Genomic DNA, 23,320 nt, shown 5'->3' with positions numbered 1-23,320 from the left:
GAGTTCCGTCATGACCACCACCACCCTGACCGGGACGTGCCCCGAGTGCGAGACCGAGCTCTCCCTGCCCCCGATGGTCCAGGGCGAGACGCTGTCCTGCCCGGAGTGCATGCTGACCCTCCGCATCGAGACGATCGACCAGGGCCGGATCACCCTCGAGATGGTCGCGGTCGAGCTCCGCGACTGGGGCCAGTGAGCGCCCCCGGCCGGGGCGCTCCCGGCGTGACCGGTCGCGTCGCCGTCGTCGCGGACCGGATCGGCTGGGAGGAGCGCCGGCTGATCGAGGCGGCGGCCGGCCAGGGCCTCACGGCCGAATGGGTCAACGACGAGTCGCTGTGCCTCGGCGGCCAGGACGCGCCCCTGCACCGGTTCGACGCCGTCCTCGTCCGGAGCCGGAGCTACACCCGCGGCGGGCTGGTCGCCACCCTGACCGAGGCCGCGGGGATCCCGACGCTGAACACGGCGTCGGCGATCCGCACCTGCGAGAACAAGCTCGACCTGCGCACCGCCCTGCGGCACGCGGGCGTCCCCGTCGCGGACTTCCGGCTCGTCCTGTCCCGCAAGGACTACCGGCGCGCGATCACGGAGCTCGGCACGCCGTTCGTCCTCAAGCCGATCTTCGGCGGGATGGGCAAGCGGGTCACGCTCGTGCGGAGCGCCGACGTCGCGCAGTCCGTCTACGACTACGTCGAGGACCTCGGCCACGGGTTCGAGCAGGCCTCGCTCGCCGAGCCCTATCTCGCGGCCGGGACCTCGATCCGGTGCTTCGTGGTCGGGCGCCAGGTCGTGGCCACCGCCGAGTTCGCGAGCGCCGGCGAGGACTGGCGCAGCAACGCCGCACTCGGCAACCGGCGCACGGCCCTGGACACGGACCCCGCGGTCACCAAGATCGTCGACGACGTGATCGACGTGATCGGCCCGGGGATCTACGGGATCGACCTGTTCCGGGTGGGCGGCGAGCACGTCGTCAACGAGGTCAACCACGCGCCGGCCTTCAGGGGCGTCACGGAGGCCACCGGGACGGACGTCCCCGCGATCGTCGTCGAGTACGTGAAGGAGGTCCTGGCATGATCCGCGTCGGCATCGCGGGAGCTTCCGGGCTGGCGGGAGGCGAGCTCCTCCGGCTGGTCAGCCAGCACCCGGACCTGGAGCTGACCTTCGTCGGCGGGTCCTCGAACGTCGGCAGGCGGCCCGCGGAGCTCCATCCCGGGCTGCGCCTGCCCTTCGGCGGGCTGACGATCCAGCCGGTCACCGACGAGGTCGCGGACCGCTGCGACGTCGTGCTGCTGGCCACGCCGGCACCGGTCTCGGCCTCGCTCGCGGGTCTGCTCGCGGACAAGGTCGCCGCCGTCGTCGACCTCAGCGGGGCGTTCCGGATCCACGACCCGGAGCTGCACGCCCGGTGGTACCCCCGGGTCGCGCGGGACACGGTGCTGACCGACCGGTTCGTGTACGGGGTCCCCGAGCTGGTGGCGGACCGGATGGCGGACGCCCTGCTGATCTCGCTGCCGGGGTGCTTCGCCACGGCGATCACCCTGGGCCTGGCGCCGCTGGTCGACGCGGGCCTGCGCCTGGACACCGTCGTCGTGGACGGCAAGACCGGGTCCAGCGGCGGCGGGCTCCAGCTGCGCACGGCGGACCTCCACCCGCTGCGCGACGGCGCCATCGCGCCGTACGCCCCGGCCGGGCACCGCCACGCGGCCGAGGTCCGGGACTTCTTCGCCCAGCGCAAGTCGGAGGCGATCGGCCGGCTGGCGATGTCGGCCTACGGCGTGTCGCACGTCCGCGGCCTGCTCGCCAGCAGCTACGTCTTCACCGACCAGGAGATCAGCCCGCAGGAACTGCACCGCACCTACGTGCGCTACTACAAGGACCAGCCGTTCGTGCGGGTGCGGCGGCACACCGAGACGCTGATCCCCGTCCCGGACCCGCAGGCGGTGCTCGGCTCGAACTACTGCGACGTGACCCCCCTGCTCGACGACGACGGCTCCCGGATCGTCGTCCTCGCCGCCCTCGACAACCTCGTCAAGGGTGCCGCCGGCCAGGCGATCCAGGCGGTGAACCTCCGGTTCGGGCTCCCGCAGACCACGGGCCTGACGATGCAGCCGGTGATGCCCGCATGAGCGCCCCGCACGCGGTCCCGGTCGTCGTCAAGGTCGGCGGGAGCTGCCTCGACGACCTGTCCGACGGCTGGTGGGACGACCTGACCGGGCAGGGCCGGGAGCACCCGCTGGTCCTGGTGCACGGCTGGTCGAAGCCGCTGCGGCAGCTCGGCGAGCGCCACGACCGGCCGGACACGATGCTCCGGGACCGGTACGGGAACCAGAGCCGGTGGACCACGCCGGAGGTGATCCGGGACATCAAGACCGTCAGCGCCCGCCTGGGCGACGACATCCTGGACCGCCTGCGCCGCGGCGGGATCACCGCGGAGCGGGTGCTCGGCAGCGAGGGCCTGATCCGCGCCGGCGCCGGGGAACGCTGGTGGTGGCGCGGCAAGGAGCTCGTGGAGCTCGAGAACCTCGTGGGCCCGATCACGGGCGCCGACCCGGCGGCGCTGCCGCGGCCGCGCCCCGGCCACGCCCAGCTCGTCACGCCGCTGGCCCGGAACGCCGCCGGGCAGGAGGTCAACACGGACGGCGACCGGGCCGCCGCCGCGATCGCGGGAGCCGCCGGCGCCCGCGACCTCGTCCTGGTGACGAACGTGTCCCATCTGCTGATCGACGGCGAGCCGGTGGACCGGATCTCGGCGCGGGACGCGGCCGCGTTCCGCGACCGCGGGGCGACCGGCGGGATGCGCAAGAAGCTCCGCGCCGCCGGCGAGGCGCTGGAGCGCGGCGCCGAGCGCGTCGTCATCGGCAGCGCGCCGATCTCCGACCTGCTCGCGGGTCGCACCGGAACGGTCGTCTTCCAGAAGTGAGGAGCCCTGGCATGGCACGTCCCCGTGTCCTCGTCATCAACAACGGAACCCTGTCCCTCCCGCAGCTCCGCGCCCGGTTCGAGAAGCTCGGCTCCGAGACCGAGACGGTCGACGTCGCCTCGGTCCCGCGCAGCCTCGGCGGGCGGTACCAGGCCGTCGTGCTCAGCGGCACGAAGGTCCGCGCCTACGACACCGGCTTCTACCGCCCGCTGACCGACCTCGTCCGGGACGCCGGCGTCCCGGTCCTGGGGATCTGCGGGGGCATGCAGCTCATCGCCGTCGCCGCCGGGGGCCGGCTCATCCCCGGGCCCCAGCGCGTCGGCGGGCACACCGCGCAGGTGGACCAGGGCGAACCCCTGTTCCGTGAGGTGGGCGAGTCGGTCACCGTGTTCCACCGGCACACGCTCTACCTCGAGGCCGCGCCCCCCGGGTTCACCACGATCGGGCGGTCCGAGGCGGCGCCCGTCGAGTTCCTGCGCTCCGACGACGGCCGCATCCTCGGCTCGCAGGCCCACCTCGAGTTCCGTGGCGACGGCATGGCGATCCTGCGCGGCTTCGCACGGCTCTACGGCTGATTCCCGGCCGGTCTCGTCCCATCCACCCGGTTCCCATCCACCCGACGTCGAAAGGCACCGCACATGAACACGCACGACGCCGAACGACCGGCCTTCACCGTCCACCTCAACGGCAGCGGCGGCGACCTCCAGGGCTGGGTCGTGGCGGACACGCTCGTCGACGGCCTCGCCATGGGGGGCACCCGCATGACGGCGGACGTCACGCAGGAGGAGGTCGCCGGGCTCGCCCGGGACATGACCCAGAAGTTCACGCTCGCCGGCCTCCGGATCGGGGGCGCCAAGGCCGGGATCGTCAGGACGTCGTCGGACCGCGAGGCGACGTTCCGCACGTTCGGCCGTACCGTCAAGCCGCTCCTGCACGGCGGCATCCACCTCGGCATCGACATGGGGGTGACGGCCGCGGACCGCGCGATCTTCTTCGACGAGGCGGGGTACGACCCGCGCCACCGCGCCGGGGTGCCCGACATGCCGGTCGACTGGCGCACCTACTACGAGCCGCTGATCGACGTCACCGGCTACGGTGTCGGCACCGCGGTGGTCAGCGCGCTGAACGCGCGCGGCACGACGGGCGCGCGGGTCGTGGTGCAGGGGTTCGGCGCCGTCGGCCGCTCGGTCGCGGGATTCCTGGAGGACCGCGGGCACGTGGTCGTGGGCGTGGCCGACGTCCAGGGCACCGTCAGCGCGGACCGGCTGCCCGTCGGGGACCTGATCGCGATCACGGACGAGTACGGCAACATCGACCGTTCCCGGCTCCCCGGGTCGGTCACCGTCTCCGGCGAGCCGGACGCCTGGCTGGACCTCGACGCCGACGTCCTGGTGCTCGCGGCGCAGAAGCACGCCCTCGACGCGGGCAACGTGCACCGCCTGCGGGCGGAGATCGTCGTCGAGGGGGCCAACCTCGCCTCGAGCGACGAGGCGCGGGCCAAGACGGCCGCGGCCGGGGCGATCCTCGTGCCCGGCGTCATCGCCAACATCGGCGGCGCCGCCGCGGCCGCGCTGGCCGTGACGCGCGTGGTGCCCTTCGACCTGTCCGCCGCGGCCCGCAAGGACTGGGTGTTCGACTGGGTGGCGAACCGGGTCCGGGCCAACACCGGGCAGCTCCTGGAGATCATCGCGGGCGGCTCCGCGGACGCCCTGGGCGAGCTGCTGGCCGTCCGGGCGCGGGAGCTGTGATGACGCCGGCCGTGCCCGAGCGGACCGCCGCGGAGTACCGGCGCCAGGGGTGGTGGCGGGACGAGACGTTCCTCGACGACCTGCGCCGGCAGGCGCGCACGCGGCCCCGCAAGCTCGCCGTCGTCGGGCAGCGCACGGGCGACTCCCGGACCGAGGCGCTCGACTACGCGGCGCTGTCGCGGCTCGCGGACCGGTACGCCCGCGGGCTGCTCGGCCTGGGCGTGGAGCGCGGCGACGTCGTCGCGGTCCAGCTGCCCAACCGCTGGGAGCTGGCGCCGCTGATGTTCGCCTGCATGATCACCGGCGCCGTCATCTGCCCGATCGCGCCGGACTGCCGGGCGGAGGACCTGCGGCACCGGCTCTCGTACACCCGGGCCCGGGTGCTCGTGACCATGGACGAGTGGGACGGGTACCCGCTCGCCGCGACGGCGGCGGGGATGCGCGACGAGCTCCCGCTGGAACGCCTGCTCGTGATCGGCGCCCACGGCGAGCACGCCGGGCACGGCGAGGAGCACGGCGAGAGCTTCCACCGGCTGTTCGGTGCCGGCCCCGGGCTCGCGGACCAGGAGCTCACGGGCCCGGAGCTCACGAGCCGGGCCCTGACGCCCGACGAGCCGTTCGTCGTCCTGTTCACGTCCGGGACGACCGGCTTCCCCAAGGGCGTCGTGCACAGCCAGAACACGGTGCACTCGGGCGTCCGGGGATACGTCGACACCTTCCTCTGGGCCGACGACCTGACGGTCGCGATCACCACCCCGCTGATCCACTACTCGGGGTTCGCCCAGGGGATCCTGGCGGCCGTCATGCTGGGGGGCACCGCGCTCTTCCAGGACCGGCGGGACCACGCGGGCATGCTGGACCTGATGGAGCGGCACTCCGCGACGCTCCTGTACGGGCCGCCGCCGACCCTCCGGGGCGTGGCCGCCGCCCAGCGGTCCGCGCCCCGCGACCTGGCGCTGCGCCACACGATCGCCGGGGCGGCCCCGGTCGTCCCCGACCTCGTCGAGGAACTGCGGGAGTCGCTCGGCACCCGCACCAGCTCGCTGTGGGGGATGTCGGAGTTCGGGCCGGTCACCATCAGCCGGCTCGACTACGACCCGGCGCAGGCCGGCCGGTCCCACGGGCGCCCCATCGAGCCGATGGCCCTCCGGATCGACGACTTCGACGACCCGGGCCGGCGCGCGTCCGCCGGGCGGCTGCGGATCCGCGGCGCGTCACAGGCGCTCGGCTACCTCCACCGGCAGGCCGAGTTCGACGCGGCGCTCGACGCCGACGGGTGGTTCGACACCGGTGACGTCGCCCACGAGGACGGGCGGGGCGGGATCCGGATCCTCGGCCGGGCGAAGGACGCCCTGGTCCGGGACGGGGCGTTCGTCCCCGTCGCGGAGCTCGAGGCCCGGATCGCCACGCACCCGGACGTCGCCGAGGCGGCGGTGCTCGGCCCGGACGGGAACCCCGGCGACCCGATCCGGGCCGTCGTCGCGCCGGCCGGCCAGGACTCCCCTCTGCCGGACGAGCTGCTCGGCGCGATCCGGGCCCACCTGATCTCCGGCGGCGTGGAGCCACGGTTCCTGCCCGAGGAGATCGCCGTGGTGGAGAGCCTGCCGAAGACGCTCACCGGCAAGGTCCGCAAGTCCGAGCTACGACGTCTGCACCCGGTGCGATGACCGCGACGGAAGCGCGACCCGTCGAGGTCTCCCCGACCCTGACCGCCGACGCGGCGCTCGACGCGCGCCGGCGGCAGGGGCTGCCCGTGCTCTCCCTGACCAGCGGGGAGATCGGGCTCCCGGTGCTGCCCCTGCTCCGGCGGGCGCTGGCCGACGCCGCGCCGGAGAACGGCTACGGGCCCGTGGCCGGTGCCGTCGCGCTGCGGACCGCGGCCGCCGGCTACTGGGAGCGTCGCGGGCTGCCGACGGACCCGGGCCTCGTGGTCTGCGGGCCCGGGAGCAAGCCGCTGCTGTTCGCGCTGGTGCTCGCGATCGGCGGCGACGTCGTCGTCCCTGTCCCGAGCTGGGTCAGCTACCGCCAGCACGCGATCCTCGCGGGCGGCGAGCCGATCGCCGTGCCGGCGCCGCCCGGCGAGGGCGGGGTCCCCGACCCGGCGGAGCTCCGCGCGGCGGTCCTCCGTGCGAGATCCCGGGGCCGGGACCCCCGGACGGTGATCGTGACGGTCCCGGACAACCCGACAGGGACCGTCGCGGGCCCGGAGACCGTCCGCGCGCTCGCCGAGGTGTGCCGCGACCTCGGCCTGGTCATCGTGTCGGACGAGATCTACGGCGACCTGGTCTACGACGAGCGGGCACGGGCGTCCTCACCCGCCCGGTTCGCCCCCGAGCGGACGGTGGTCACCACCGGCCTGGCGAAGAACCTGGCCCTCGGGGGCTGGCGGATCGGGGTCTGCCGCCTGCCCGCCGGGCCGCTGGGGAGACGGCTGCACGAACGCCTGGTCGCGATCGCCAGCCAGCTCTGGTCGGCGACGGCGGCGCCCGTCCAGGCCGCCGCCGCGTGCGCGTTCCGGGAACCGCCCGAGGTCGTCGGCAGGCTGCGGGCGGCCCGCCGGCTCCACGAGACGGTGGCCCGGGCGGCGGCCGAGCGGTTCCGGGCCGCGGGCGTCCCCGTGCCGCCGGTCCGCGCGACCTGCTATCTCTACCCGGACCTCGAGCCGCTGCGCGGCCGGCTCGCGGCCGTCCACGGCGTCCGCGACGGCGCCGGCCTCGCCGGCCTCTTGGTCGAGCGGCACGGCATCGGCGTCCTGCCCGGAAGCCTCTTCGGGGAGGCCGCCGGATCGCTGACGGTCCGGGTGTCCACGAGCCGCCTGTACGGGCAGGCCGAGGCCGAGCGGAACGCCGCCCTGTCGGCCGACCTCCCGCTCCGGCTGCCGTGGATCGGCCGGGCGCTCGACCACCTCGCCACGGCCCTGCACGACCTGACGACCTGACGATCCCGAGCTCAAGGAGGAAACACCGATGACGACGATCTTCGAGTGCGAGTACCAGGGACGCCGTTACGCCGGCACGGGGATCCCCGAGCCGGGCGCGCCCCTGACCCTGCGTCCCGTCCAGGACGGCTGGTACCGCAAGGCCCTCTTCGAGGGCGGGGGCCCCGCCGCGCTGGCCACGGCGCTGGAGGAGATCCACGACACGATCACCGTCGACCCGGGCAGCGCGGGCCTGCGGTTCCTGCCGCCGCTCCTGCCGCCCGCGTCCGGCGACTCCCTGGTCAACGGGTTCATGGGGACGCACCGCTCGAAGTTCGACCGGCCGCCGGCGCCGGACGAGCCGTTCGCGCGCCCGAACTACTACCTGAAGGGCCCGGGATCGTGGCTGCGGGTGCCCGGCGAGGATCTCGTCGTCCCGCACGAGCCCCTCTGGCTGCTCGAGGAGCCGGAGGTCACGCTCGTCTGGGTGAACGACGACGACGGGGTGCCCCACTACGCCGGCTACACCTTCGGCAACGACCTCAACGACATCGGGCTGCACCGCGAGAACCCGTGGGCCTGGACCCCGTACGCGAAGCTGTGCGAGACCTCCGTGGTGCCGCACCTCTTCCTGGAGGACCCGCCCGAGACCGCCACGGGGCGGGTCACCATCGAACGGGACGGCGCCAAGGCGTGGGAGGGCCCCTTCTCGTGCGGCGCGGACTCGATCTTCCAGCGGATCCCGGACATGGTGGACCACCTGCTGTCCTACCCGCTCCTGCGGCACCCCGGGACGGTGAACTACCTGCTCCTGGGGGCGGACAAGGCCAGCTTCCACGACGGGTTCCGCATCGAGGACGGGGACCGGATCGTCATCGACGTCACCAGCCACGGCGTCGTGCTCGCGAACCCCGTCCGCTACGGTCAAGAGGCCACGGACACCTCGTGGAGCCGCATCCGCCGCACCGTGCCGATGTAACGGGAGATCGCGTCGCGGCTCCGGGTCAGGCGCTCGATCCGCTCGGTCATGGCGTCCCGCTCGCCCTCCAGGAGGGCGAGCGTCTCCGGGGTCGCGCCGGCGACCAGGATGTCCCGGGACTGCTTGAGGCAGGGCAGCACCTGCTTGATGACGCGGGTGGGCAGCCCGGCCTCGATCAGGCCCCGGATCTGCAGCGCCCGGTCCACGCTCTGCGCGTCGTACTCCCGGTAGCCGTTCGCCGACCGGTCCGGGATCAGGAGCCCCGCCTCGTCGTAGTAGCGCAGCATGCGCCGGGGGATCCCCGTGAGTGCTGACAGCTCACCGATCCGCATGTGACCCACCTCACCTCACACCGATTGACCATCACATTGATGTGATGGTTGGAGAGTAGCTGATTGTGACCACGACTCGCACAAGCCCCACACCAGATCCACAGACCCGCGAGGGCGGCGGCCTGCCCTGGTCCCCGCTGCTGGCCCTGACGACGGCGGCCTTCATGGGCATCCTCACGGAGGCGCTGCCGGCCGGCGTCCTGCCCGAGATGGCACGTGATCTCTCCGTGAGCGAGTCCGCCGCGGGCCAGACGCTGACGATCTACGCCCTCGCCACGGGCCTCTCGGCCATCCCCGTCGTGGCCGCCACGGCGACGTGGCCCCGGCGGCGTCTGCTCCTCCTGGCGGTCCTGACCTTCGCGGTCGCGAACGTTGTCACCGCCGTCTCCCCCTCGTACGTCCTGACCATGGGCTTCCGCCTCGCGGCGGGCGTCGCGGCCGCCGTGGTCTGGGCGGGGCTCGTCGGGTACGCGCGGCGGCTGGCGCCCCCGCACCTGCAGGGCCGGGCAATCGCCATCACCATGGCGGGCGTCCCGCTCGCGCTGTCGCTCGGCATCCCGGTGGGCACGTTCCTCGGCGAGCTGTTCGGCTGGCGCCTCACCTTCGGGCTGGTCGCGGTCATCTCCGTGCTGCTGATGGCCTGGATCCGCCTCTCCGTCCCCGAGGCCCCCGGCCAGCTCCCGGGCAAGCGGGAGCCGATCGTCGCGGCCCTCAAGCTGCCCGGCGTGGTGCCCGTGCTGTTCACTGTGGCCGCGTACGTGCTCGCCCACAACATCCTGTACACCTACATCGCCACGTTCCTCCAGGCCAACGGGATGGACGGGGACCGCGACCTCGTGCTGCTCGTCTTCGGGATCGCGTCCGTCGTGAGCATCTTCGTCACCGGCGCGCTCGTGGACCGCAGGCTGCGGATCCTGACCATCGTGAGCTCCGGCCTCTTCCTGGCGGCCGCCGGGATGCTGACCGGTCTCGCCGGGAACCCCGCCCTCGTGTACACGGCCGTCATCATGTGGGGCCTCGGGTGGGGCGGCGTCACGACGCTCCTGCAGACCGCGGTCACGGACGCCGGCGGCGAGCGCGGCCAGACGCTGCTGGTCACGACGTGGAACACCGCCATGGCGGGCGGGGGCGCGGTGGGCGGGATCATGCTCGGGCTGCTCGGGCCCGCGTCCTTCCCGTGGGGCGTGGTCGCCCTCATGGCGCCGGTCGTCGCGGTGGTCGTGGCGGCTCGCGCGCACGCTTTCCCCGCAAAACGTCCCACCGTGACGGAATAAATCGCGGAGGCCTTCGCAGCGATTCATACCCGAACATCTTGAACAGCCGAACCGAACCTGTTCCTCGACGCCGTCCGGCGAAAGAGGAACGGGTTCGGTTCACGTGCGCGCCCGGCATCATCGGGGCGCTCGACCGCATGGCCGGATGGCCGTCAAGGCCTGTGACAAGCGCCACATCCGTGTTCGTCATCGCAGGTCAGAGGGGTCTTGTTGGCTAGATGGCTCTGAGCTATCGTGGGGCGGCGGGAGATGGCAAAATCTTCCGCCGTCCCCCATCAATGCTTACGGTCTCCGGTGTCCGGCCATCACGACGGACCCGGAGCACGTTATCGCGCACCAGGACAACGCCTCATATTCATCCTCGCACCACGAACGACCTCGCCACAATTCAAGACCTCGTCGCAGCACTGTCCGGTCAAAGGAGATCAAACAATGCATGTGTTCATCGTGGAGGAACCGAGCGAGGCCGAGGCGAAGACACTGGACCTGGAGCGCCTGGGTCATTCCGTCGACGTCTTCCGCACCGGCGCCGAGCTCATGGCGGCGCACCACCACGACGCGGAGCTGGTCCTGCTCGACCTCGATCTCCCGGACACGGACGGCATCGAGCTCTGCCGCGAGATCCGGCGCGCGTGCGACACCCCGATCATCGCGATCGCCCGCGACGGATCGGAGCTCGACCGGGTGCTGGCGCTCCAGGCGGGCGCCGACGACTGCATCGACAAGAACATCGGCCGCCGGGAGCTCGTCGCGCGGATCGAGGCGATCCTCCGCCGGGTCGCGCCGCACCGGCGGTCCGGGCAGGCCATCGACCTGTCGCCCCTGCAGATCGACGCGGACACCCGCAAGGTGTTCCTCGCCGGCGAGCCGGTCGAGCTCACCGCGAAGGAGTTCGACCTGCTGCTCACCCTCGCGCAGCACGCCGGGAACACGCTCAGCCGCCGGGAACTCATGGCCGGCGTCTGGGGCACGAACTGGCCGATACCGAGCCGCACGATCGACACCCATGTCCGCAGCCTGCGGCGCAAGCTGCGGTCCAACGACTGGATCGTCACGATCCGCGGGGTGGGGTATCAGATGGGTCGACATCATCCCGGCCATCCGGCCTCGGCGCTCCCCCAGGGCGCCGAGACCGCGGTCGCCGAGCCCGTGGCTCCCCTCGCGAGCTGATACCCCCTCATTTTCCTTTCCCGCGAGGCCCGCCGGCCATAGGATCGAGCCGCTCGACGCACCGGCCCGACTCGTCGTCCCGCATCGGAGATCCGTCATGAGACCCGCTCGTCCTGCACTCCCCTCCCCCGCCCCCCGCCCCACCCCGCGCGCATGAGCACGGACGGCGTCCGCGTCCTGGAGTTTCCCGTCGACGACGACGCCGGCACCACCGACGTCGTCCTCGTCGAGGTGGCCGGTCCCGCCGAGGAGCTGGCCCCGGCGAGCGGCGGCGCGGGCGCCGTCGGCCGGGCCGCGCGCTCGGTCGCCGCCGCGCTCGACGCCGTCACCCCCACCGCCCACGCGGTCGCCCGCTGGGCCAGGGAGGCCGGGCCCGACGAGGTGACCGTGGAGTTCGGCCTGCGGCTCGGCGCGACGACGTCGGCCGTCATCACCAGCGGCACCTCCGAGGTGAACTTCGCGGTGACGATGACCTGGCGGACGGACCGGTGAGGCTGCGGGGACGCACCGAGTGGGAGTCCGCGATGGTCGCGTTCACGCCGCCGGGCGGCGGGGACGCGATCGGCTCGGGCTTCGTCGCGGGGCGCCGCCGGATCATCACGTGCGCCCACGTCGTCAGCGACGCGCTGGGCCTGGACCGCGCCACGGGCGCGACGGGCGAGATCCTGACCGTCACCTTCGCCCACCTGCCCGGGGCCCGGGCCGCGACGCGGGACGCCCGCGTGTCCCACTGGGACCCCGCGCACGACCTGGCCGGGCTCGACCTGCTGCCCGGCGAGGGACGGCCGCGGGGCGTGCGGCCGCTCCGGCTCGGACGCCACGTCGCCGACGCCGAGGTGTCCATGTTCGGGCACCCGCCCGCCGACAGCGGGGGCCGCTGGGTCCCGGCGACCCTCCGGGGCCGGGTCGCCGGCGGCCTCGTCCAGGTGGACACCGCCCCGGAGGCCACCCTCGCGCTGCAGCAGGGGTTCAGCGGCGGCCCGGCCGTCGTCGGCGGCCACGTGGTGGGCATGCTCGTGACCGCGGGCAGCGGCGGCCGCCGCGACGCCCGGGTGCTGCCCTACGAGACGCTGCGGTCGGCCCTCAGCCGGCCCAGCGCGTTGCGGGCCTCGGTCCGGGACGCGTTCTCCCGCTATCTCGCCCTGTTCCGGGGCGGGCCGGGATCGAAGGTCGCCGCCGCGACCATCGGCGCGGGGGTGCTCGCGCTGACCGTCGCCCTGGGCGTGCTGATCGGCGACGCGCTCCCGGGCGGCCCCTCGTCCCCCGGGGCGGGCCCGACCGTGGTGAGCGGGATCATGGCCTCCAAGGAGGACTACTTCAACGACGCCGAGGTGATCCGGCTCCTGGCGGAGCGCGGCTACCGGGTGGACGTGACCCGCCGCGGCTCCTTCGAGGTCGCGCAGGAGGTCATCGGCGGCGGGGAGTACGACTTCGCGTTCCCCTCGGGCCGCCCGCCCGCCAACCTGATCACGCAGGACCGCCGCTCCCGGGACCTGTTCGTCGGCAGCCGGTCGCTGTTCACCAGCCCGCTGGTCCTGGCCAGTTTCCGGCCGTACGCGGAGGCCCTGGTGGCCGACGGCGTCGCCACGCCCCGCGAGGGCCAGGACGACGAACCGCTCTACTACGACCTCGACGTCGACAAGTTCGTCGAGCTGGGCCTCGAGGGCCGCACGTGGGACGACATCGGGTTCGGCCGGACCCCCTCCGGCGAGGGCCGGCAGAACGGGAACGTGGTGCTGGCGCAGACCACCGGCGCGGGCCGGTCGAACTCCGCCGCGACCTACCTCGCCCTCGTGGCCTTCGTGGCGAACGGCGACACCGCCCCCACCCCCGGAGACGTCGCGGGCCTGGGCCGCCGGATCCGGCCGCTGTTCGAGGGGGCCGGCCTGCCGCAGCCGGGGATCCGCACCAAGTACTTCTCCGACGAGGGGCTGAGCCAGACCCCGGTGGCCGTGATCTACGAGCACCAGTACTTCGACTGGCAGGTCGGCCAGGCCCGGAACGAGGGGCTCGACCGCGAGCGCGTCCTGCTCTACCCGGACCGCGAGTTCATCACGGACCCCGAGCTGGTCTTCCTCACCGAACGCGGCAAGACGTTCGCCGAGGACGTGCTGGCCGAGGACCCGGAGCTGCGGCACCGGATGACCGAGCTCGGGTTCCGGGTCTACGTCGACGCGACCGCCGGCGCGAGCGGGACCGACCAGCTCTACGCCTACCTCGAGCAGCAGGGCGTCCCGGTGCCGCCGGACCCGGCGAGCCTGACCCAGGCGCAGTTCCCGGCCGACACCGGAGCGCTGACCGAGCTCATCGAGAACGCCACGAACTCGGAGGTCGAGAGGTGAGGTCACGACGGATCCGCCCGCACACAACCCCCGCCGTCACCCGCGCCGCCGCAGCCGCCCTCGCCGCCGCCCTGGCCCTGACCGCCGCGTCGTGCACCACCGCCCTGGAACGCGACGAGGCCGCCCTGCACGTCGTGGCCAGTTCCGAGCTCAGCGACCTGGAGCCGCTGCTGGCCGGCCTGAGCGAGGCCACCGGCGTCCGGATCGACCTCGAGTACATGGGCACGCTCGAGGCGACCCGCGTCGTGCTGGAGCAGCCGGACCGGTACGACGCCGCCTGGCTCGCCTCGGACGCGTACTTCCAGCTCCGTTCCGGCGACTGGCCGGAGGACCGGCCCCTGCCCCTGCGCGAGCCGATCATGAGCACGCCCGTCGTCCTCGGCCTGCGCCCGGAGGCCGCCGACGCCCTGCGCCGGACGGCGCCGGACCCCGACCACCTGTCGTGGGCCGACGTCGCGGACCAGGCCGCCGCCGGCACGCTGAGCTACGGCATGGCCGACCCCGCCCGGAGCTTCAGCGGCCTGGCGGCGATGGTGGGCGTCGCCACGGCGGCGGCCGGCACGGGCACCGCGCTGCGGGCCGACGACGTCGCCTGCAACCGGCTCGGCGGGTTCCTCGCCGGCCGCACGCTCGAGGCCCCGGACTCGCGGCGGCTCGCCGACGCCTACCGCGCGGACCCCGCCGCGGCGGACGGCCTCATCGGCTACGAGTCCGTGCTGCTGGGCCTGAACGAGCAGCTCGCCGAACCGCTGGAGATCATCCAGCCGCAGGACGGCATCGTCATGGCGGACTACCCGCTGATGCTGCTCGACCCGCGGCGGCGCACCGCGTTCGACGCCGTCGTCGGCCACCTGACCGCCCCGCGGACGCAACGCGAGCTCATGACCACCACCCTGCGCCGCCCGGTGGACCCGGAGGTGCCACGCCTGGACGTGCTGCGGGGCGAGCTCGGCAACGCGCTGTACTTCCCGGGCGACCCGGGCGTCGTCGACCAGCTCGTCGCCGCCGCGCGCGACGCCGGCCCCGGGACCACGGTCCTCGCGCTCGACTTCTCCCGCTCGATGCGGGGCGGGCGCATCGCCGAGCTGCGGGCCACGCTCGGCGGGCTGGCGGGCCAGGACCGGTCCGCGACCGGCCGGTTCGTGCGGTTCTACCGCGGCGAGACCGTCGTCGTGCTCCGCTTCGGCCGCGGCGTGCTCGAACGGCGGGAGTTCGCCGTCGACGACGCCGCCTCGCTGGCCGGGATCGAGGCCTTCGCGGCCGCCGACGAGTTCGACGGCGGCACCGCCGTCTGGTCGGCGCTCGAGGAGGCGTACGCGGTCGCCTCGGACGCGGTCGCGGCGGGCGACGGCCCGGTCACCGTCGTCCTGATGACCGACGGCGAGAACAACTCCGGGACCACGCCGGAGGCGTTCACCCGCCGGTACGAGGCCCTGCCCGCCGAGGTCCGCGCGGTCCCCGCCTACACCATCCGCTACGGCGACGCCGACCCGGCCGAGCTCACGCGCATCGCGGACCTCACCGGCGGCCGGATGCTCGACGCCGGCCCCGGCACCGACGACGGCGCCCTGCTGCAGGCCTTCCAGGAGACCCGGGGCTGCGGCGCGGGGTAGTGCTGCCGCGCGGCAGGGCTCGGCGCCCGGCCCTGCCCGGCGCCGGGCAGGGCGCACGAAGGCGGGGCAGGGCCCTCGTTCCCGAGAGCCCTGCCCCGTGCCCGCTACCCCGCGGAGGGGGTCACGCCTGCCTCGCGAGCCATTCCCCGTAGGCCGGGCCCGCGATGACCGCGTCCGGGCCCGGGGTGAGGAGGCCGTCGCGGAAGGCCTTGCCCATGGCGCCCGGGATGGGGAGCGGGACCGGGGCCGCGCCCTTGTTCTCCAGCGGCTTGGTCATGTCCCACAGCGTCGTCGTCCCGGGGCCCGCCACCTCGACGACGTCGCCGCCCCGGCTGCCCAGGGCGACCTCGGCGAGCACGCCCGCGACCGCGTCGACCGCGACCGGCTGGATCGTCATCGCGGGCACCAGCGCGATCGGCCCGAACTTCATCCGCTCCAGGTTCTGGCGCGGGTACTCGAACCACTGCGTCGAGCGCACGATCGTGAGGTTCGTGCCCTCCTCACGCGCGACCCGCTCCTGCTCGGCCTTGCCCGCGAAGTAGCCGTACTCCATGGCCAGGGGCAGGTGGCAGTTCACGATCGACAGCAGCACGTGCTTCGCGCCGAGCTTGCCCGCGGCCGTGGCCACGTTCCGCGCCGAGCGCGTGAAGAAGTCCACCGCGACCTTCCTGCTGGTCGTGAAGTGGCCCGTGGCCTCGATGATCGCGTCCGCCTCGCCGATCGACGCGGCGGCGTCGTCCGTCAGGACGTCGAACCCGGTCGCGCGGGACAGCCGCACCACCTCGGCCCCGCGCTCGGTCAGCGCCCGCTCGAACGCCTCGCCGGAGAATCCCCCGCCGATGACCGCAACTCTCATGCCGCTCTCCCTTGTTCTCGCACCGTGCTTCACACCGGTTCGTACGTGTCGTCGGCCTCGCCGCCGGCCCCGAGCGCCTCGTGCAGGCGGGCGGCGATCTGCTGCACGGTCAGGTTGTCGCCGAACGCCGACATGTCGAGCCCGACCCCGAGCTTCCCACCGATCTCCGAGATCAGCGACGTGCGGGTGACCGAGTCCACGCCGTACACCCCGACCGGCGTCTCCCGGTCGACGTGCCCCCGCGCCACCATCATCTTGTCCTCGAGCAGCCCGGCGACCAGGTCCTCGAGCTCCTCCCGCGTCCGCGCGGCCGTCATGTCCTTCTCCTGGGTCATGTCATCCCCTCTCGGGCCACGTGTGCAGTGGCGTGATCGAACCGGTCGCCAGCAGGTCCCGGCAGCGCGTGCGCTGCACCTTCCCGCTGGTCGTCTTCGGGATGAGGCCGCGCCGCAGCGCGACGCCGCGCAGCCGCCCCGGGTAGGTCTGCGCGGCCGCGCGCACGACGCTCTTGATCAGCGCCTCGAGGTCCCCGGCCGACGCCGACGACGCCGCCTCGAACGCGAACACGACGTCCCCGCCGGCGTCCTGGAACACCGCGACCGTCGTGCCGTCGAGCTCGGCCACCCGAGCGGTGACGTCGGCCTCCAGATCGGACGGGAAGTAGTTCTCGCCGCCCGCGATGATGAGGTCCTTGAGCCGGTCGCAGATGAAGACCTCGCCGTCGTGCAGGAACGCGATGTCGCCCGTGCGCAGGTAGCTGCGCCCGTCGATCCGCGTGCCGAACGTGGCCTCGGAGACCTCCGGCTTCTTCCAGTAGCCGCGCGCGTTCGAGCGCCCGGCGACCGCCAGCTCGCCCACCCGGTCCTCGCCGAGCACCACGGCGTCGTCCAGCGCGAGGATCACCACGTCGCTGTCGTCGATCGGCCGGCCGCAGCCGACCAGCGGCGCCCGTCCGGACGCCGGCTCGACGGGGACGACGACGCCCTGGGCGAGCTGGGCCAGGTCCACCGACAGGACCGTGCGCGCCTGAACCGGCGCGTTCACCGCGACGCAGACGGTCGACTCGGCCAGCCCGTAGCCCGGCCGGAACGCCGTGCTGCGAAACCCGTACGGTGCCATGGCCTTCTCGAAGGCCACCATCGTCGACTCCCGCACCGGCTCGGACGCGTTGCCCGCGGTCCGCCAGCCCGACAGGTCGGCGTCGAACGACTCCGCGCGCTCCAGCGCCTGGAGGCACGTGCGGTACGCGAAGTCCGGCGCGGCCGACCACACCTCGCCGCGCCCCGAGATCGCCTCCAGCCACAGCAGCGGGCGCCGGATGAAGTCCGTGGTGTGGATCTTGACCACGCGCGCGCCGGTGACGACCGGCTGGATCACCATCGAGCACAGGCCCATGTCGTGGTACGACGGCAGCCAGGCCACGATGTCGGTGCTGGCGGTCACGTCGCACCGCGAGCCCATCTCGCGCTGGTTGATCACCAGGTTGGCCTGGCTGATCTCCACGCCCTTGGGGTCCCCCGTGGAGCCGGACGTGTACTGCAGCAGCACGATGTCGTGCGGGTCGCGCGCGACCGGCTCGGCCGGGCCGGGCCCGTCGTCGCCGGCCGGCTGCCGGGCCACGGCCGGGTCCAGCGCGCGGACCCCGGTCCGCTCGGCGACGAGGGCGACCTCGTCGGGCGGGGACACGATCACGCGCGCGTCGCAGTCCGCCAGGATGCTCTCCACGCGGCGCAGCTTGTTGGACGCCACCGAGGGCATCTTCGGCAGCGGCACCGCGATCATGCCCGCGGCGACGCACGCGAAGAACGCTCGCTCGAAGTCGAGCCCGGACAGCGGCGGGATGACGACGCGATCGCCCGGCTCGGCCACCTCGCGCAGGGCCGCGGCGAGCCGCAGGGACTGCTCGCGCAGCTCGGGCGCGGTCATGGAGTCGACGACGGTGTTGTCGGCGTCGACGGCCTCGTAACGAACGGGGTTGTACTCGTTGAGGTACTCGAACAGCGTCAGGCGCTCAGCGCTCATCGTCACCTTCCTGGTCCTCTTCCTGTGCGTCGTCGTGGAACTCGTGGCGCTCGAGCCAGGCCCCCAGGCCGCCGAGGCCGGAGATGACCCAGGTCGCCGTCGACAGCAGGGACAGGTTCATCCGCTGCTCCGTGATCGCCAGCACGGGCACGCCCGCCAGGTACGCCTGGTACATCTCCATGGCGGTGCCCATGCTCGGCGTCGTGCCCGGCAGATAGGCGATCACCAGGTCGCACTCCGCCGCGAGCGCCGTCATCTCCCGGAACGCGCCGCGGATGCGCTGCACGTCCGCGCCGAGCGCGTCGAGGTCGACGCGCTCGGCGCCGAGCTGCGCGGCGAGCGCCGCGAACTCGTCGGGCCGGGCCGCCATCCCGGCGACGAGCTCCTGGACGGGCCTGCCGGGGTCGAGGCACTCGGCGTCCGGGAAGCGCGCGAGGACGGCGTCCCGGATGACGTCGCGGTAGGTCTGGTCAGCGATGTCGAGGCCGTTGCCGGCGCCCTGCATGGTGCCGGCGACGAACACGCGGGGGCCGGTCGTGGCGCCGGTCGTGGCGCCGGTCGGGTGGCCGCTCATTCCGGGTCCAGCTTGTACGGGTCGATCGCGACGGCCGGGTCGGCCTTCTTCCGGTACAGCTCGGACGCCTCGACGAGGTGCTCCTCGATCTCGATCCGGGTCAGGCCGGTGTTCGCGGTGACGCTCTCCCAGACCGGCCCTGAGGCGTCCGACGACGCCGGGCGGCTGACGCCCTGGTTGTCCCTGGTCCACAGGTCCGCGACCCCGAAAACGGTGTCCTGCCAGCCGCGCAGCGGCAGGATGACCTCGGCCGTGTCGGTGAGCTCGTGGTTCAGGGTGCGGATGGACAGGCTGGTCTGCTCGGGGTGGGTGAGGTGGATGTCGGCGTCGAAGGCCGACAGGTCCCGCGAGATCGCCCCGGTCGAGGCGAGCTCGAAGAAGCGGTTCACCACGTAGTGCCGGCGGGTGGGGCTGTACCGGCGGTACTCCAGGGCGAGGACGTACCCGTCGTCGCGGGTGCGCACCGTGCCGGTCAGGATGGAGTCCTTGCGCGCGCCGTCGTCGTCGTACCGGGTCTGGACGGCCGGCGACGTGACGGTGAGCTCCCCGGCCTCGCGGAGCGCCGCGAGGTCGAAGACGAGCGGCTCGCGGTGCAGCAGGTAGGGGTCGAGGACCACCAGGGACTCGCCGTCGTCGAAGACGGCGGCGAGGTGGCGGCCCGACTTGAGGTAGACGGGGTCAGGGGCGCCGGCCGCGATGGCGCGGTCGGCGGCGTCGATCGTCTGGAAGAGGCAGGCGGCGCCGAACCGTGGGTCGGGCGTGTCTCCGGCGACGAACGTCTGGAACTGCGACGCGCTGTTGTACGGCATGGCACGCAGCGATTCGGTCAGTGCGGTGTCGTAGAGGCTGGTCAACGCGGGGCGTCCCTTTCGTGTGTGCTGCTCGTGGGTGAGGCAGCCGGGTGTGCGTCCGGGTCAGATGAAGCGCTGGTCGAGCGCATGGGCGGCCAGGACCTTGTTCTCGCCGAGCAGCTCGCGCAGCTCGTTGCGGCGGATCTTCCAGGTCGAGGTGCGCGGCAGGTCGGCCCAGGGCATGACGACGGGCTCGGCCAGGGCGGGCAGGTCGCGCGTGATCTCGGTCCAGTGGTCGCGGTCGAACGCGGTGCCGTCCCGCATGGCGACGACGGCGAGCGGGGCGTCGTCGCCGTTCGCGAGGACGACGACCTCCTCGGCGTCGGGGATGCGCTCCAGGAGGGTGGTCTCGATCTCGATGGCGCTGGAGTGCTCGATGCGGTCGACGCCGCGGTCCAGGAAGTGGATGCGGCCGAGGAGGTCCTTGGTGCCGTAGTCGCCGGTGTTCCACCAGTCGCCGTCGCGCTTGTCCTGCCAGCGGTCGGTGTCGCCGAGGTAGTCGACGCAGACGGAGGTGGCCTTGACCATGAGGATGCCGGGCGTGCCGCGGGGCTGCTCGCGCATCGTGACCGGGTCCACGACCTTGACCTTGGCGATGCCGGGCCACGGGATGCCGAGCCGGTTCATGTGCGTGCCGGTGCCCTGGGCGCCGGGCCGGAGGCTGCGCTTGGTGTAGATGCCCAGCGCGATGGGGCCGACCTCGCTCTGGCCCCAGCTGTGCCCCCACATGAGGGCGGGGTTGCGGGAGGCCTCCACGAAGGGGCGCGCGATGGAGCTGTGCATGGTGTCGAAGGTGTTGATGTACATCCGCACCTGGCCGAACAGCTCGGGGCGGCGGCGCACGATCGGCACCCAGTGCTGGTAGACGTTCGGGGTCGCCTCGACCGTGGTGGGCCGGTGCCGCTCGAACATCCGCTCGGCCACGGCCGCGGAGTGGTCGCCGACCATGACGATGTTCGCGGGCGCCCAGCGGAACTGGGCGATCATGAACGGGTAGGCACGCGAGTGCGCGAACGAGATCGAGGTCAGCACGGTGTCGCGGTGGTTGCTGACCCCGCCGGGGATCGGGAGCAGCTCGACGCGCGTCCCGGCCCGGTTCGTGTCGGCGGTGTGCACCACGAGCTTGGGCGTGCTGGTCGTGCCCGAGGTGTGGGTGACCATCATCGGCTCGTCGTCGGGGCGCAGGTTCACGGCCGGGGTGGCCGCGCCGGAGAAGTCGGCGATCCGGGCGGTGCGGACGGACGTCGCGGGGATCGGGTCCGCGCCGAGCACGACGTGCGGGACGTGGGCGAGCGGGTAGTTCTCGACGCGGCTGATCTTCTCCAGGGCCCCGGTGCCGATCACCACCACGGCGGGTTCGAGCTTGCCGAGCATGATCGCGATGTCGTCCGGCCGGTTCAGGGCCGAGATCGTCGCCGGGAGGCCGCCGATGCGGGCGGTCGCCGCGGCGAGCAGCTGGATGTCGAGGTGGTTCTCCTTGACGATGCCGACGCGCGAGCCGCGCTCGACCCCGGCGGCGGCGAGCCACGCGGAGGTGTCGGCCACGAGGGTCGCCAGCGCCGCGGCGTCGAACGAGGTGCCGAGACCGGGGGCGATGTCGGCGGGGCGGTCCGCGTGGACGACGGTCCGGTGGCCGCGTTCGGCCTGCCAGTCGTAGAGAACGCCGATGTTCTTGGGGGGTGTCATCGGGCAGTGCTTCCTTCCGCTTCACATGGTGCTGGGGGGGGGAAGTGCGGTGGTGCTGGGGTGTTGGTGGTGCTGGGGTGCGGATATCCGGTCTGGGGGGCCGGCTACCGCACGGTGGTCTCCGGGCGGTGCACGGTGACGACGAACTCGATCGAGCCGCGCATCCGCCGGTGGAGCTCGTCGTCCCCGAACCGCCCGATCGCCCAGGCGAACAGGTGGCCGAGGTACAGGTGGTAGAGCAGGTCCGCGACGGCGTCGGCCTGCTCGGCGTCGGTGCTGAACCGCAGCATCGCCGCGCGTGCCTCGGCGCAGAGACGGTCGCCGAGCAGGTTCAGCGTCCGCGTGCGGTCCCCGGCGTGGATGAGCGCGGCGCCGTAGTGGCGCGCCAGCTCGCCGTTGTCGAGGAACATGTCGAGGAACGGGCCGACGACGGCGCACAGCGCGTCGGTGAGGTCGTCCGGCGGCGCCACCGGAGGCAGCTCTGCGGCCTTCTGGTGGATCTCGGCGATCCAGTCGCTGAAGACCTCGACGAGCAGGTGCTTCTTGTCGCCGATCGCCATGACGGTGCCGACGCTGACGCCGGCGTCGGTGGCGATCTGCCGGATGCTCGTGCCCTCGAAGCCGTGCTCGCCGAACAGGCGCGCGGCGACGAGGAGCACCTGCCTCCGGGTCGCCTCGCGCTGGGCCGCGCGGCCTTGCGGCTGAACCTGTTCACTGAACACGTTCAGGGAACCTATTGGAGCGCAGAGCAGTAACGGGAGCACATCTCACGATATGAGATGGTGTTGCGCTCGCGGCATCAGTGTGAATATTCCTTTTCACCCGAATGAACGATGCGCCTCCGACGGCCCCGTCCACTCCTCGTTCGGTTCCCGCGGGTCCCCGGGCAGCAGCGTGCCCACCCAGGCGTCACGGCGCCTGCCGCGCTGCAGCCCGTACCGGCGGATCGTGCCCTCGACGCGGAACCCGAGGTTCCAGGCCACGCGCCGCGAGGGCCAGTTCCCGGTGTACGCGACCCACTGCAGGACGGCGAGCCCCAGCCCCTCCGGATCGAAGGCCCAGTCCACGACCAGCCGGCCGGCCTCCGTGGCAAGGCCCTTGCCCCGCGCGGCGGGCGCGGTCCAGAAGCCCAGCTCGGCGCACTGCTCGTGATCGGGCGATCCCGCGCGCCCCTCGAAGTGGACGCCCACCATCCCGAGCAGCGGCCCGTCGGCCGTGCCGGCCTCGCGGACCGCCCAGTTGTACGCGCTGCCCCGGCTCCAGCCCTCCGGGACGAACCGCTGCACGAAGACCTCCGCGTCCTCGCGCCGGTACGGCGACGGCACCACGGTCCAGTCCGCGATGGCGGAGTCCTGGCAAGCCAGCATGATCGCGTCGATGTCACGGACCGTGGGCACGGACAACCGGACGGACTCGTTGGCGAGGACAAAGGGTTCCACGCGCCTACTCTGCCACAGCAACGCGGACTGACCTGCGAGGTTATCGGGTGACGCCGGTCGCGGGAACCCCGCGACCGACGTCACCCTGCCCTCAGGCGTCGCGCCGGCGGAACCCCAGCAGCAGGACGCTCCCGGCCGCCACCGCGGCCGCGGCGATCGCCATGAGGAGGCCCAGCGGGATGCCGGTCGCGGCGAGCGGAGGCTCCGGCGACGGCGTGGGATCCGGCGACGGAGTGCCGTCCGGACCGTCCGGCGGCGTCGGGCTCGGTGCCGGTGTCGGATCCGCGCTGCCGGACGGCGACGGGCTCGGCGTCACCGTCGGACCGGGCGACGGCGTCGCGGTCGGACCGGGCGAAGAGGTCGGGCTCGTGCTGGGCGACGGCGTCGGTGACGGTGTGGGGGTCACGCTCGGCGACGGCGACGGGCTCGGCGTGGGGCTCGTGCTGGGCGTGGGCGTGGGTGACGGCGTCGGGCTCACGCTCGGCGACGGCGACGGGCTCGGCGTCGGGCTCGTGCTGGGCGTGGGCGTGGGTGACGGCGTCGGGCTCACGCTCGGCGACGGCGACGGGCTCGGCGACGGGCTCGTGCTGGGCGTGGGCG

23 protein-coding genes and 1 pseudogene are annotated in these 23,320 nt (G+C 73.3%); 15 read left to right on the top strand and 9 right to left on the bottom strand.

The window, feature by feature from the left end:
* Positions 1-10 precede the first annotated feature (10 nt).
* From ABD208_RS05190 to ABD208_RS05150, 9 genes are all read left to right on the top strand, one after another.
* Positions 11-196 carry a hypothetical protein gene (locus ABD208_RS05190; RefSeq protein WP_344100244.1) on the top strand — a complete coding sequence of 62 codons (186 nt, stop codon included), beginning with the start codon at positions 11-13 and terminating at the stop codon, positions 194-196.
* Positions 197-222: 26 nt separating this feature from the next.
* Positions 223-1,071 carry an ATP-grasp domain-containing protein gene (locus tag ABD208_RS05185; protein ID WP_344100242.1) on the top strand — a complete coding sequence of 283 codons (849 nt, stop codon included), beginning with the start codon at positions 223-225 and terminating at the stop codon, positions 1,069-1,071.
* Positions 1,068-2,123 carry an N-acetyl-gamma-glutamyl-phosphate reductase gene (gene argC / locus ABD208_RS05180; protein WP_344100240.1) on the top strand — a complete coding sequence of 352 codons (1,056 nt, stop codon included), beginning with the start codon at positions 1,068-1,070 and terminating at the stop codon, positions 2,121-2,123. The genes ABD208_RS05185 and argC overlap by 4 nt, the downstream gene beginning before the upstream one ends.
* Positions 2,120-2,917, top strand: a complete 798-nt coding sequence (locus ABD208_RS05175; protein ID WP_344100238.1) for an amino acid kinase family protein — start codon at positions 2,120-2,122, stop codon at positions 2,915-2,917. Before argC ends, ABD208_RS05175 begins: the two co-directional genes overlap by 4 nt.
* Positions 2,918-2,928: 11 nt before the next feature.
* Positions 2,929-3,492 (top strand): type 1 glutamine amidotransferase, encoded by a 564-nt coding sequence (locus tag ABD208_RS05170; protein WP_344100236.1) that lies wholly within the window; start codon positions 2,929-2,931, stop codon positions 3,490-3,492.
* 63 nt (positions 3,493-3,555) lie between these two features.
* Positions 3,556-4,665, top strand: coding sequence for a Glu/Leu/Phe/Val dehydrogenase dimerization domain-containing protein (locus ABD208_RS05165; RefSeq protein ID WP_344100234.1), 1,110 nt, complete (start codon positions 3,556-3,558; stop codon positions 4,663-4,665).
* Complete coding sequence (locus tag ABD208_RS05160) at positions 4,665-6,332, top strand: AMP-binding protein (RefSeq protein WP_344100232.1); 1,668 nt, start codon at positions 4,665-4,667, stop codon at positions 6,330-6,332. Before ABD208_RS05165 ends, ABD208_RS05160 begins: the two co-directional genes overlap by 1 nt.
* On the top strand, positions 6,329-7,603 hold the full coding sequence (locus ABD208_RS05155; RefSeq protein WP_344100230.1) for a pyridoxal phosphate-dependent aminotransferase: 1,275 nt from the start codon (positions 6,329-6,331) through the stop codon (positions 7,601-7,603). Before ABD208_RS05160 ends, ABD208_RS05155 begins: the two co-directional genes overlap by 4 nt.
* A 28-nt stretch (positions 7,604-7,631) precedes the next feature.
* On the top strand, positions 7,632-8,561 hold the full coding sequence (locus ABD208_RS05150; protein ID WP_344100228.1) for a hypothetical protein: 930 nt from the start codon (positions 7,632-7,634) through the stop codon (positions 8,559-8,561).
* Here ABD208_RS05150 and ABD208_RS05145 read toward each other — a convergent pair.
* On the bottom strand, positions 8,507-8,893 hold the full coding sequence (locus tag ABD208_RS05145) for a MerR family transcriptional regulator (RefSeq protein WP_344100226.1): 387 nt from the start codon (positions 8,891-8,893) through the stop codon (positions 8,507-8,509). The two genes, ABD208_RS05150 and ABD208_RS05145, sit on opposite strands and share 55 nt — an antisense overlap.
* A 65-nt stretch (positions 8,894-8,958) precedes the next feature.
* Between ABD208_RS05145 and ABD208_RS05140 the strand changes: the two genes are divergently transcribed.
* The 5 genes from ABD208_RS05140 (at position 8,959) to ABD208_RS05120 (ending at position 15,292) form a co-directional block, all read left to right on the top strand.
* Complete coding sequence (locus ABD208_RS05140) at positions 8,959-10,167, top strand: MFS transporter (protein WP_344100224.1); 1,209 nt, start codon at positions 8,959-8,961, stop codon at positions 10,165-10,167.
* A gap of 432 nt (positions 10,168-10,599) precedes the next feature.
* The gene (locus tag ABD208_RS05135; protein ID WP_344100222.1) at positions 10,600-11,337 is read left to right on the top strand and encodes a response regulator transcription factor; all 738 of its coding nucleotides are present in this window, start codon (positions 10,600-10,602) and stop codon (positions 11,335-11,337) included.
* Between the two features lie 153 nt (positions 11,338-11,490).
* The gene (locus tag ABD208_RS05130) at positions 11,491-11,829 is read left to right on the top strand and encodes a CU044_2847 family protein (protein ID WP_344100220.1); all 339 of its coding nucleotides are present in this window, start codon (positions 11,491-11,493) and stop codon (positions 11,827-11,829) included.
* Positions 11,826-13,679 (top strand): S1 family peptidase, encoded by a 1,854-nt coding sequence (locus ABD208_RS05125; protein ID WP_344100218.1) that lies wholly within the window; start codon positions 11,826-11,828, stop codon positions 13,677-13,679. The genes ABD208_RS05130 and ABD208_RS05125 overlap by 4 nt, the downstream gene beginning before the upstream one ends.
* Positions 13,676-15,292: a vWA domain-containing protein gene (locus ABD208_RS05120; RefSeq protein ID WP_344100216.1), complete on the top strand. Its 1,617-nt coding sequence runs from the start codon at positions 13,676-13,678 to the stop codon at positions 15,290-15,292. The genes ABD208_RS05125 and ABD208_RS05120 overlap by 4 nt, the downstream gene beginning before the upstream one ends.
* 121 nt (positions 15,293-15,413) lie before the next feature.
* On the opposite strand, the gene ABD208_RS05115 is transcribed toward ABD208_RS05120, so the two are convergent.
* From ABD208_RS05115 to ABD208_RS05080, 8 genes are all read right to left on the bottom strand, one after another.
* Positions 15,414-16,148, bottom strand: coding sequence for an SDR family oxidoreductase (locus tag ABD208_RS05115; protein WP_344100214.1), 735 nt, complete (start codon positions 16,146-16,148; stop codon positions 15,414-15,416).
* Between the two features lie 29 nt (positions 16,149-16,177).
* Positions 16,178-16,483, bottom strand: a complete 306-nt coding sequence (locus ABD208_RS05110) for an acyl carrier protein (protein WP_344100212.1) — start codon at positions 16,481-16,483, stop codon at positions 16,178-16,180.
* A gap of 1 nt (position 16,484) precedes the next feature.
* Complete coding sequence (locus tag ABD208_RS05105; RefSeq protein ID WP_344100210.1) at positions 16,485-18,170, bottom strand: fatty acyl-AMP ligase; 1,686 nt, start codon at positions 18,168-18,170, stop codon at positions 16,485-16,487.
* The gene (locus ABD208_RS05100) at positions 18,160-18,744 is read right to left on the bottom strand and encodes a hypothetical protein (RefSeq protein WP_344100208.1); all 585 of its coding nucleotides are present in this window, start codon (positions 18,742-18,744) and stop codon (positions 18,160-18,162) included. Before ABD208_RS05100 ends, ABD208_RS05105 begins: the two co-directional genes overlap by 11 nt.
* Complete coding sequence (locus ABD208_RS05095) at positions 18,741-19,598, bottom strand: hypothetical protein (protein ID WP_344100206.1); 858 nt, start codon at positions 19,596-19,598, stop codon at positions 18,741-18,743. The genes ABD208_RS05100 and ABD208_RS05095 overlap by 4 nt, the downstream gene beginning before the upstream one ends.
* 60 nt (positions 19,599-19,658) lie before the next feature.
* On the bottom strand, positions 19,659-21,281 hold the full coding sequence (locus ABD208_RS05090; protein ID WP_344100204.1) for a class I adenylate-forming enzyme family protein: 1,623 nt from the start codon (positions 21,279-21,281) through the stop codon (positions 19,659-19,661).
* 104 nt (positions 21,282-21,385) lie between these two features.
* The gene (locus ABD208_RS05085; RefSeq protein ID WP_344100202.1) at positions 21,386-22,003 is read right to left on the bottom strand and encodes a TetR/AcrR family transcriptional regulator; all 618 of its coding nucleotides are present in this window, start codon (positions 22,001-22,003) and stop codon (positions 21,386-21,388) included.
* Between the two features lie 96 nt (positions 22,004-22,099).
* Positions 22,100-22,720, bottom strand: a complete 621-nt coding sequence (locus ABD208_RS05080) for a GNAT family N-acetyltransferase (protein ID WP_344100200.1) — start codon at positions 22,718-22,720, stop codon at positions 22,100-22,102.
* Positions 22,721-22,881: 161 nt separating this feature from the next.
* Here ABD208_RS05080 and ABD208_RS05075 point away from each other — a divergent pair.
* A pseudogene (locus ABD208_RS05075) lies at positions 22,882-23,320 on the top strand (hypothetical protein); the annotation flags it as partial.

The organism is Myceligenerans crystallogenes, from assembly GCF_039529775.1.
GTDB classification, from domain to species: domain Bacteria; phylum Actinomycetota; class Actinomycetes; order Actinomycetales; family Cellulomonadaceae; genus Myceligenerans; species Myceligenerans crystallogenes.
The sequence above is the reverse complement of the archived record's forward strand: the minus strand, read 5'-3'. Positions and strand labels throughout refer to the sequence as shown.

What these genes read in the sequence shown, in the direction of transcription:
- ABD208_RS05190 (WP_344100244.1), top strand. Translation starts at nt 11, where the DNA reads ATGACCACCACCACCCTGACCGGGACGTGCCCCGAGTGCGAGACCGAG.
- ABD208_RS05130 (WP_344100220.1), top strand. Translation starts at nt 11,491, where the DNA reads ATGAGCACGGACGGCGTCCGCGTCCTGGAGTTTCCCGTCGACGACGAC.
- ABD208_RS05145 (WP_344100226.1), bottom strand. Translation starts at nt 8,893, where the DNA reads ATGCGGATCGGTGAGCTGTCAGCACTCACGGGGATCCCCCGGCGCATG.
- argC (WP_344100240.1), top strand. Translation starts at nt 1,068, where the DNA reads ATGATCCGCGTCGGCATCGCGGGAGCTTCCGGGCTGGCGGGAGGCGAG.
- ABD208_RS05155 (WP_344100230.1), top strand. Translation starts at nt 6,329, where the DNA reads ATGACCGCGACGGAAGCGCGACCCGTCGAGGTCTCCCCGACCCTGACC.
- ABD208_RS05100 (WP_344100208.1), bottom strand. Translation starts at nt 18,744, where the DNA reads ATGAGCGGCCACCCGACCGGCGCCACGACCGGCGCCACGACCGGCCCC.
- ABD208_RS05115 (WP_344100214.1), bottom strand. Translation starts at nt 16,148, where the DNA reads ATGAGAGTTGCGGTCATCGGCGGGGGATTCTCCGGCGAGGCGTTCGAG.
- ABD208_RS05135 (WP_344100222.1), top strand. Translation starts at nt 10,600, where the DNA reads ATGCATGTGTTCATCGTGGAGGAACCGAGCGAGGCCGAGGCGAAGACA.
- ABD208_RS05110 (WP_344100212.1), bottom strand. Translation starts at nt 16,483, where the DNA reads ATGACCCAGGAGAAGGACATGACGGCCGCGCGGACGCGGGAGGAGCTC.
- ABD208_RS05165 (WP_344100234.1), top strand. Translation starts at nt 3,556, where the DNA reads ATGAACACGCACGACGCCGAACGACCGGCCTTCACCGTCCACCTCAAC.
- ABD208_RS05160 (WP_344100232.1), top strand. Translation starts at nt 4,665, where the DNA reads ATGACGCCGGCCGTGCCCGAGCGGACCGCCGCGGAGTACCGGCGCCAG.
- ABD208_RS05170 (WP_344100236.1), top strand. Translation starts at nt 2,929, where the DNA reads ATGGCACGTCCCCGTGTCCTCGTCATCAACAACGGAACCCTGTCCCTC.
- ABD208_RS05150 (WP_344100228.1), top strand. Translation starts at nt 7,632, where the DNA reads ATGACGACGATCTTCGAGTGCGAGTACCAGGGACGCCGTTACGCCGGC.
- ABD208_RS05090 (WP_344100204.1), bottom strand. Translation starts at nt 21,281, where the DNA reads ATGACACCCCCCAAGAACATCGGCGTTCTCTACGACTGGCAGGCCGAA.
- ABD208_RS05175 (WP_344100238.1), top strand. Translation starts at nt 2,120, where the DNA reads ATGAGCGCCCCGCACGCGGTCCCGGTCGTCGTCAAGGTCGGCGGGAGC.
- ABD208_RS05105 (WP_344100210.1), bottom strand. Translation starts at nt 18,170, where the DNA reads ATGAGCGCTGAGCGCCTGACGCTGTTCGAGTACCTCAACGAGTACAAC.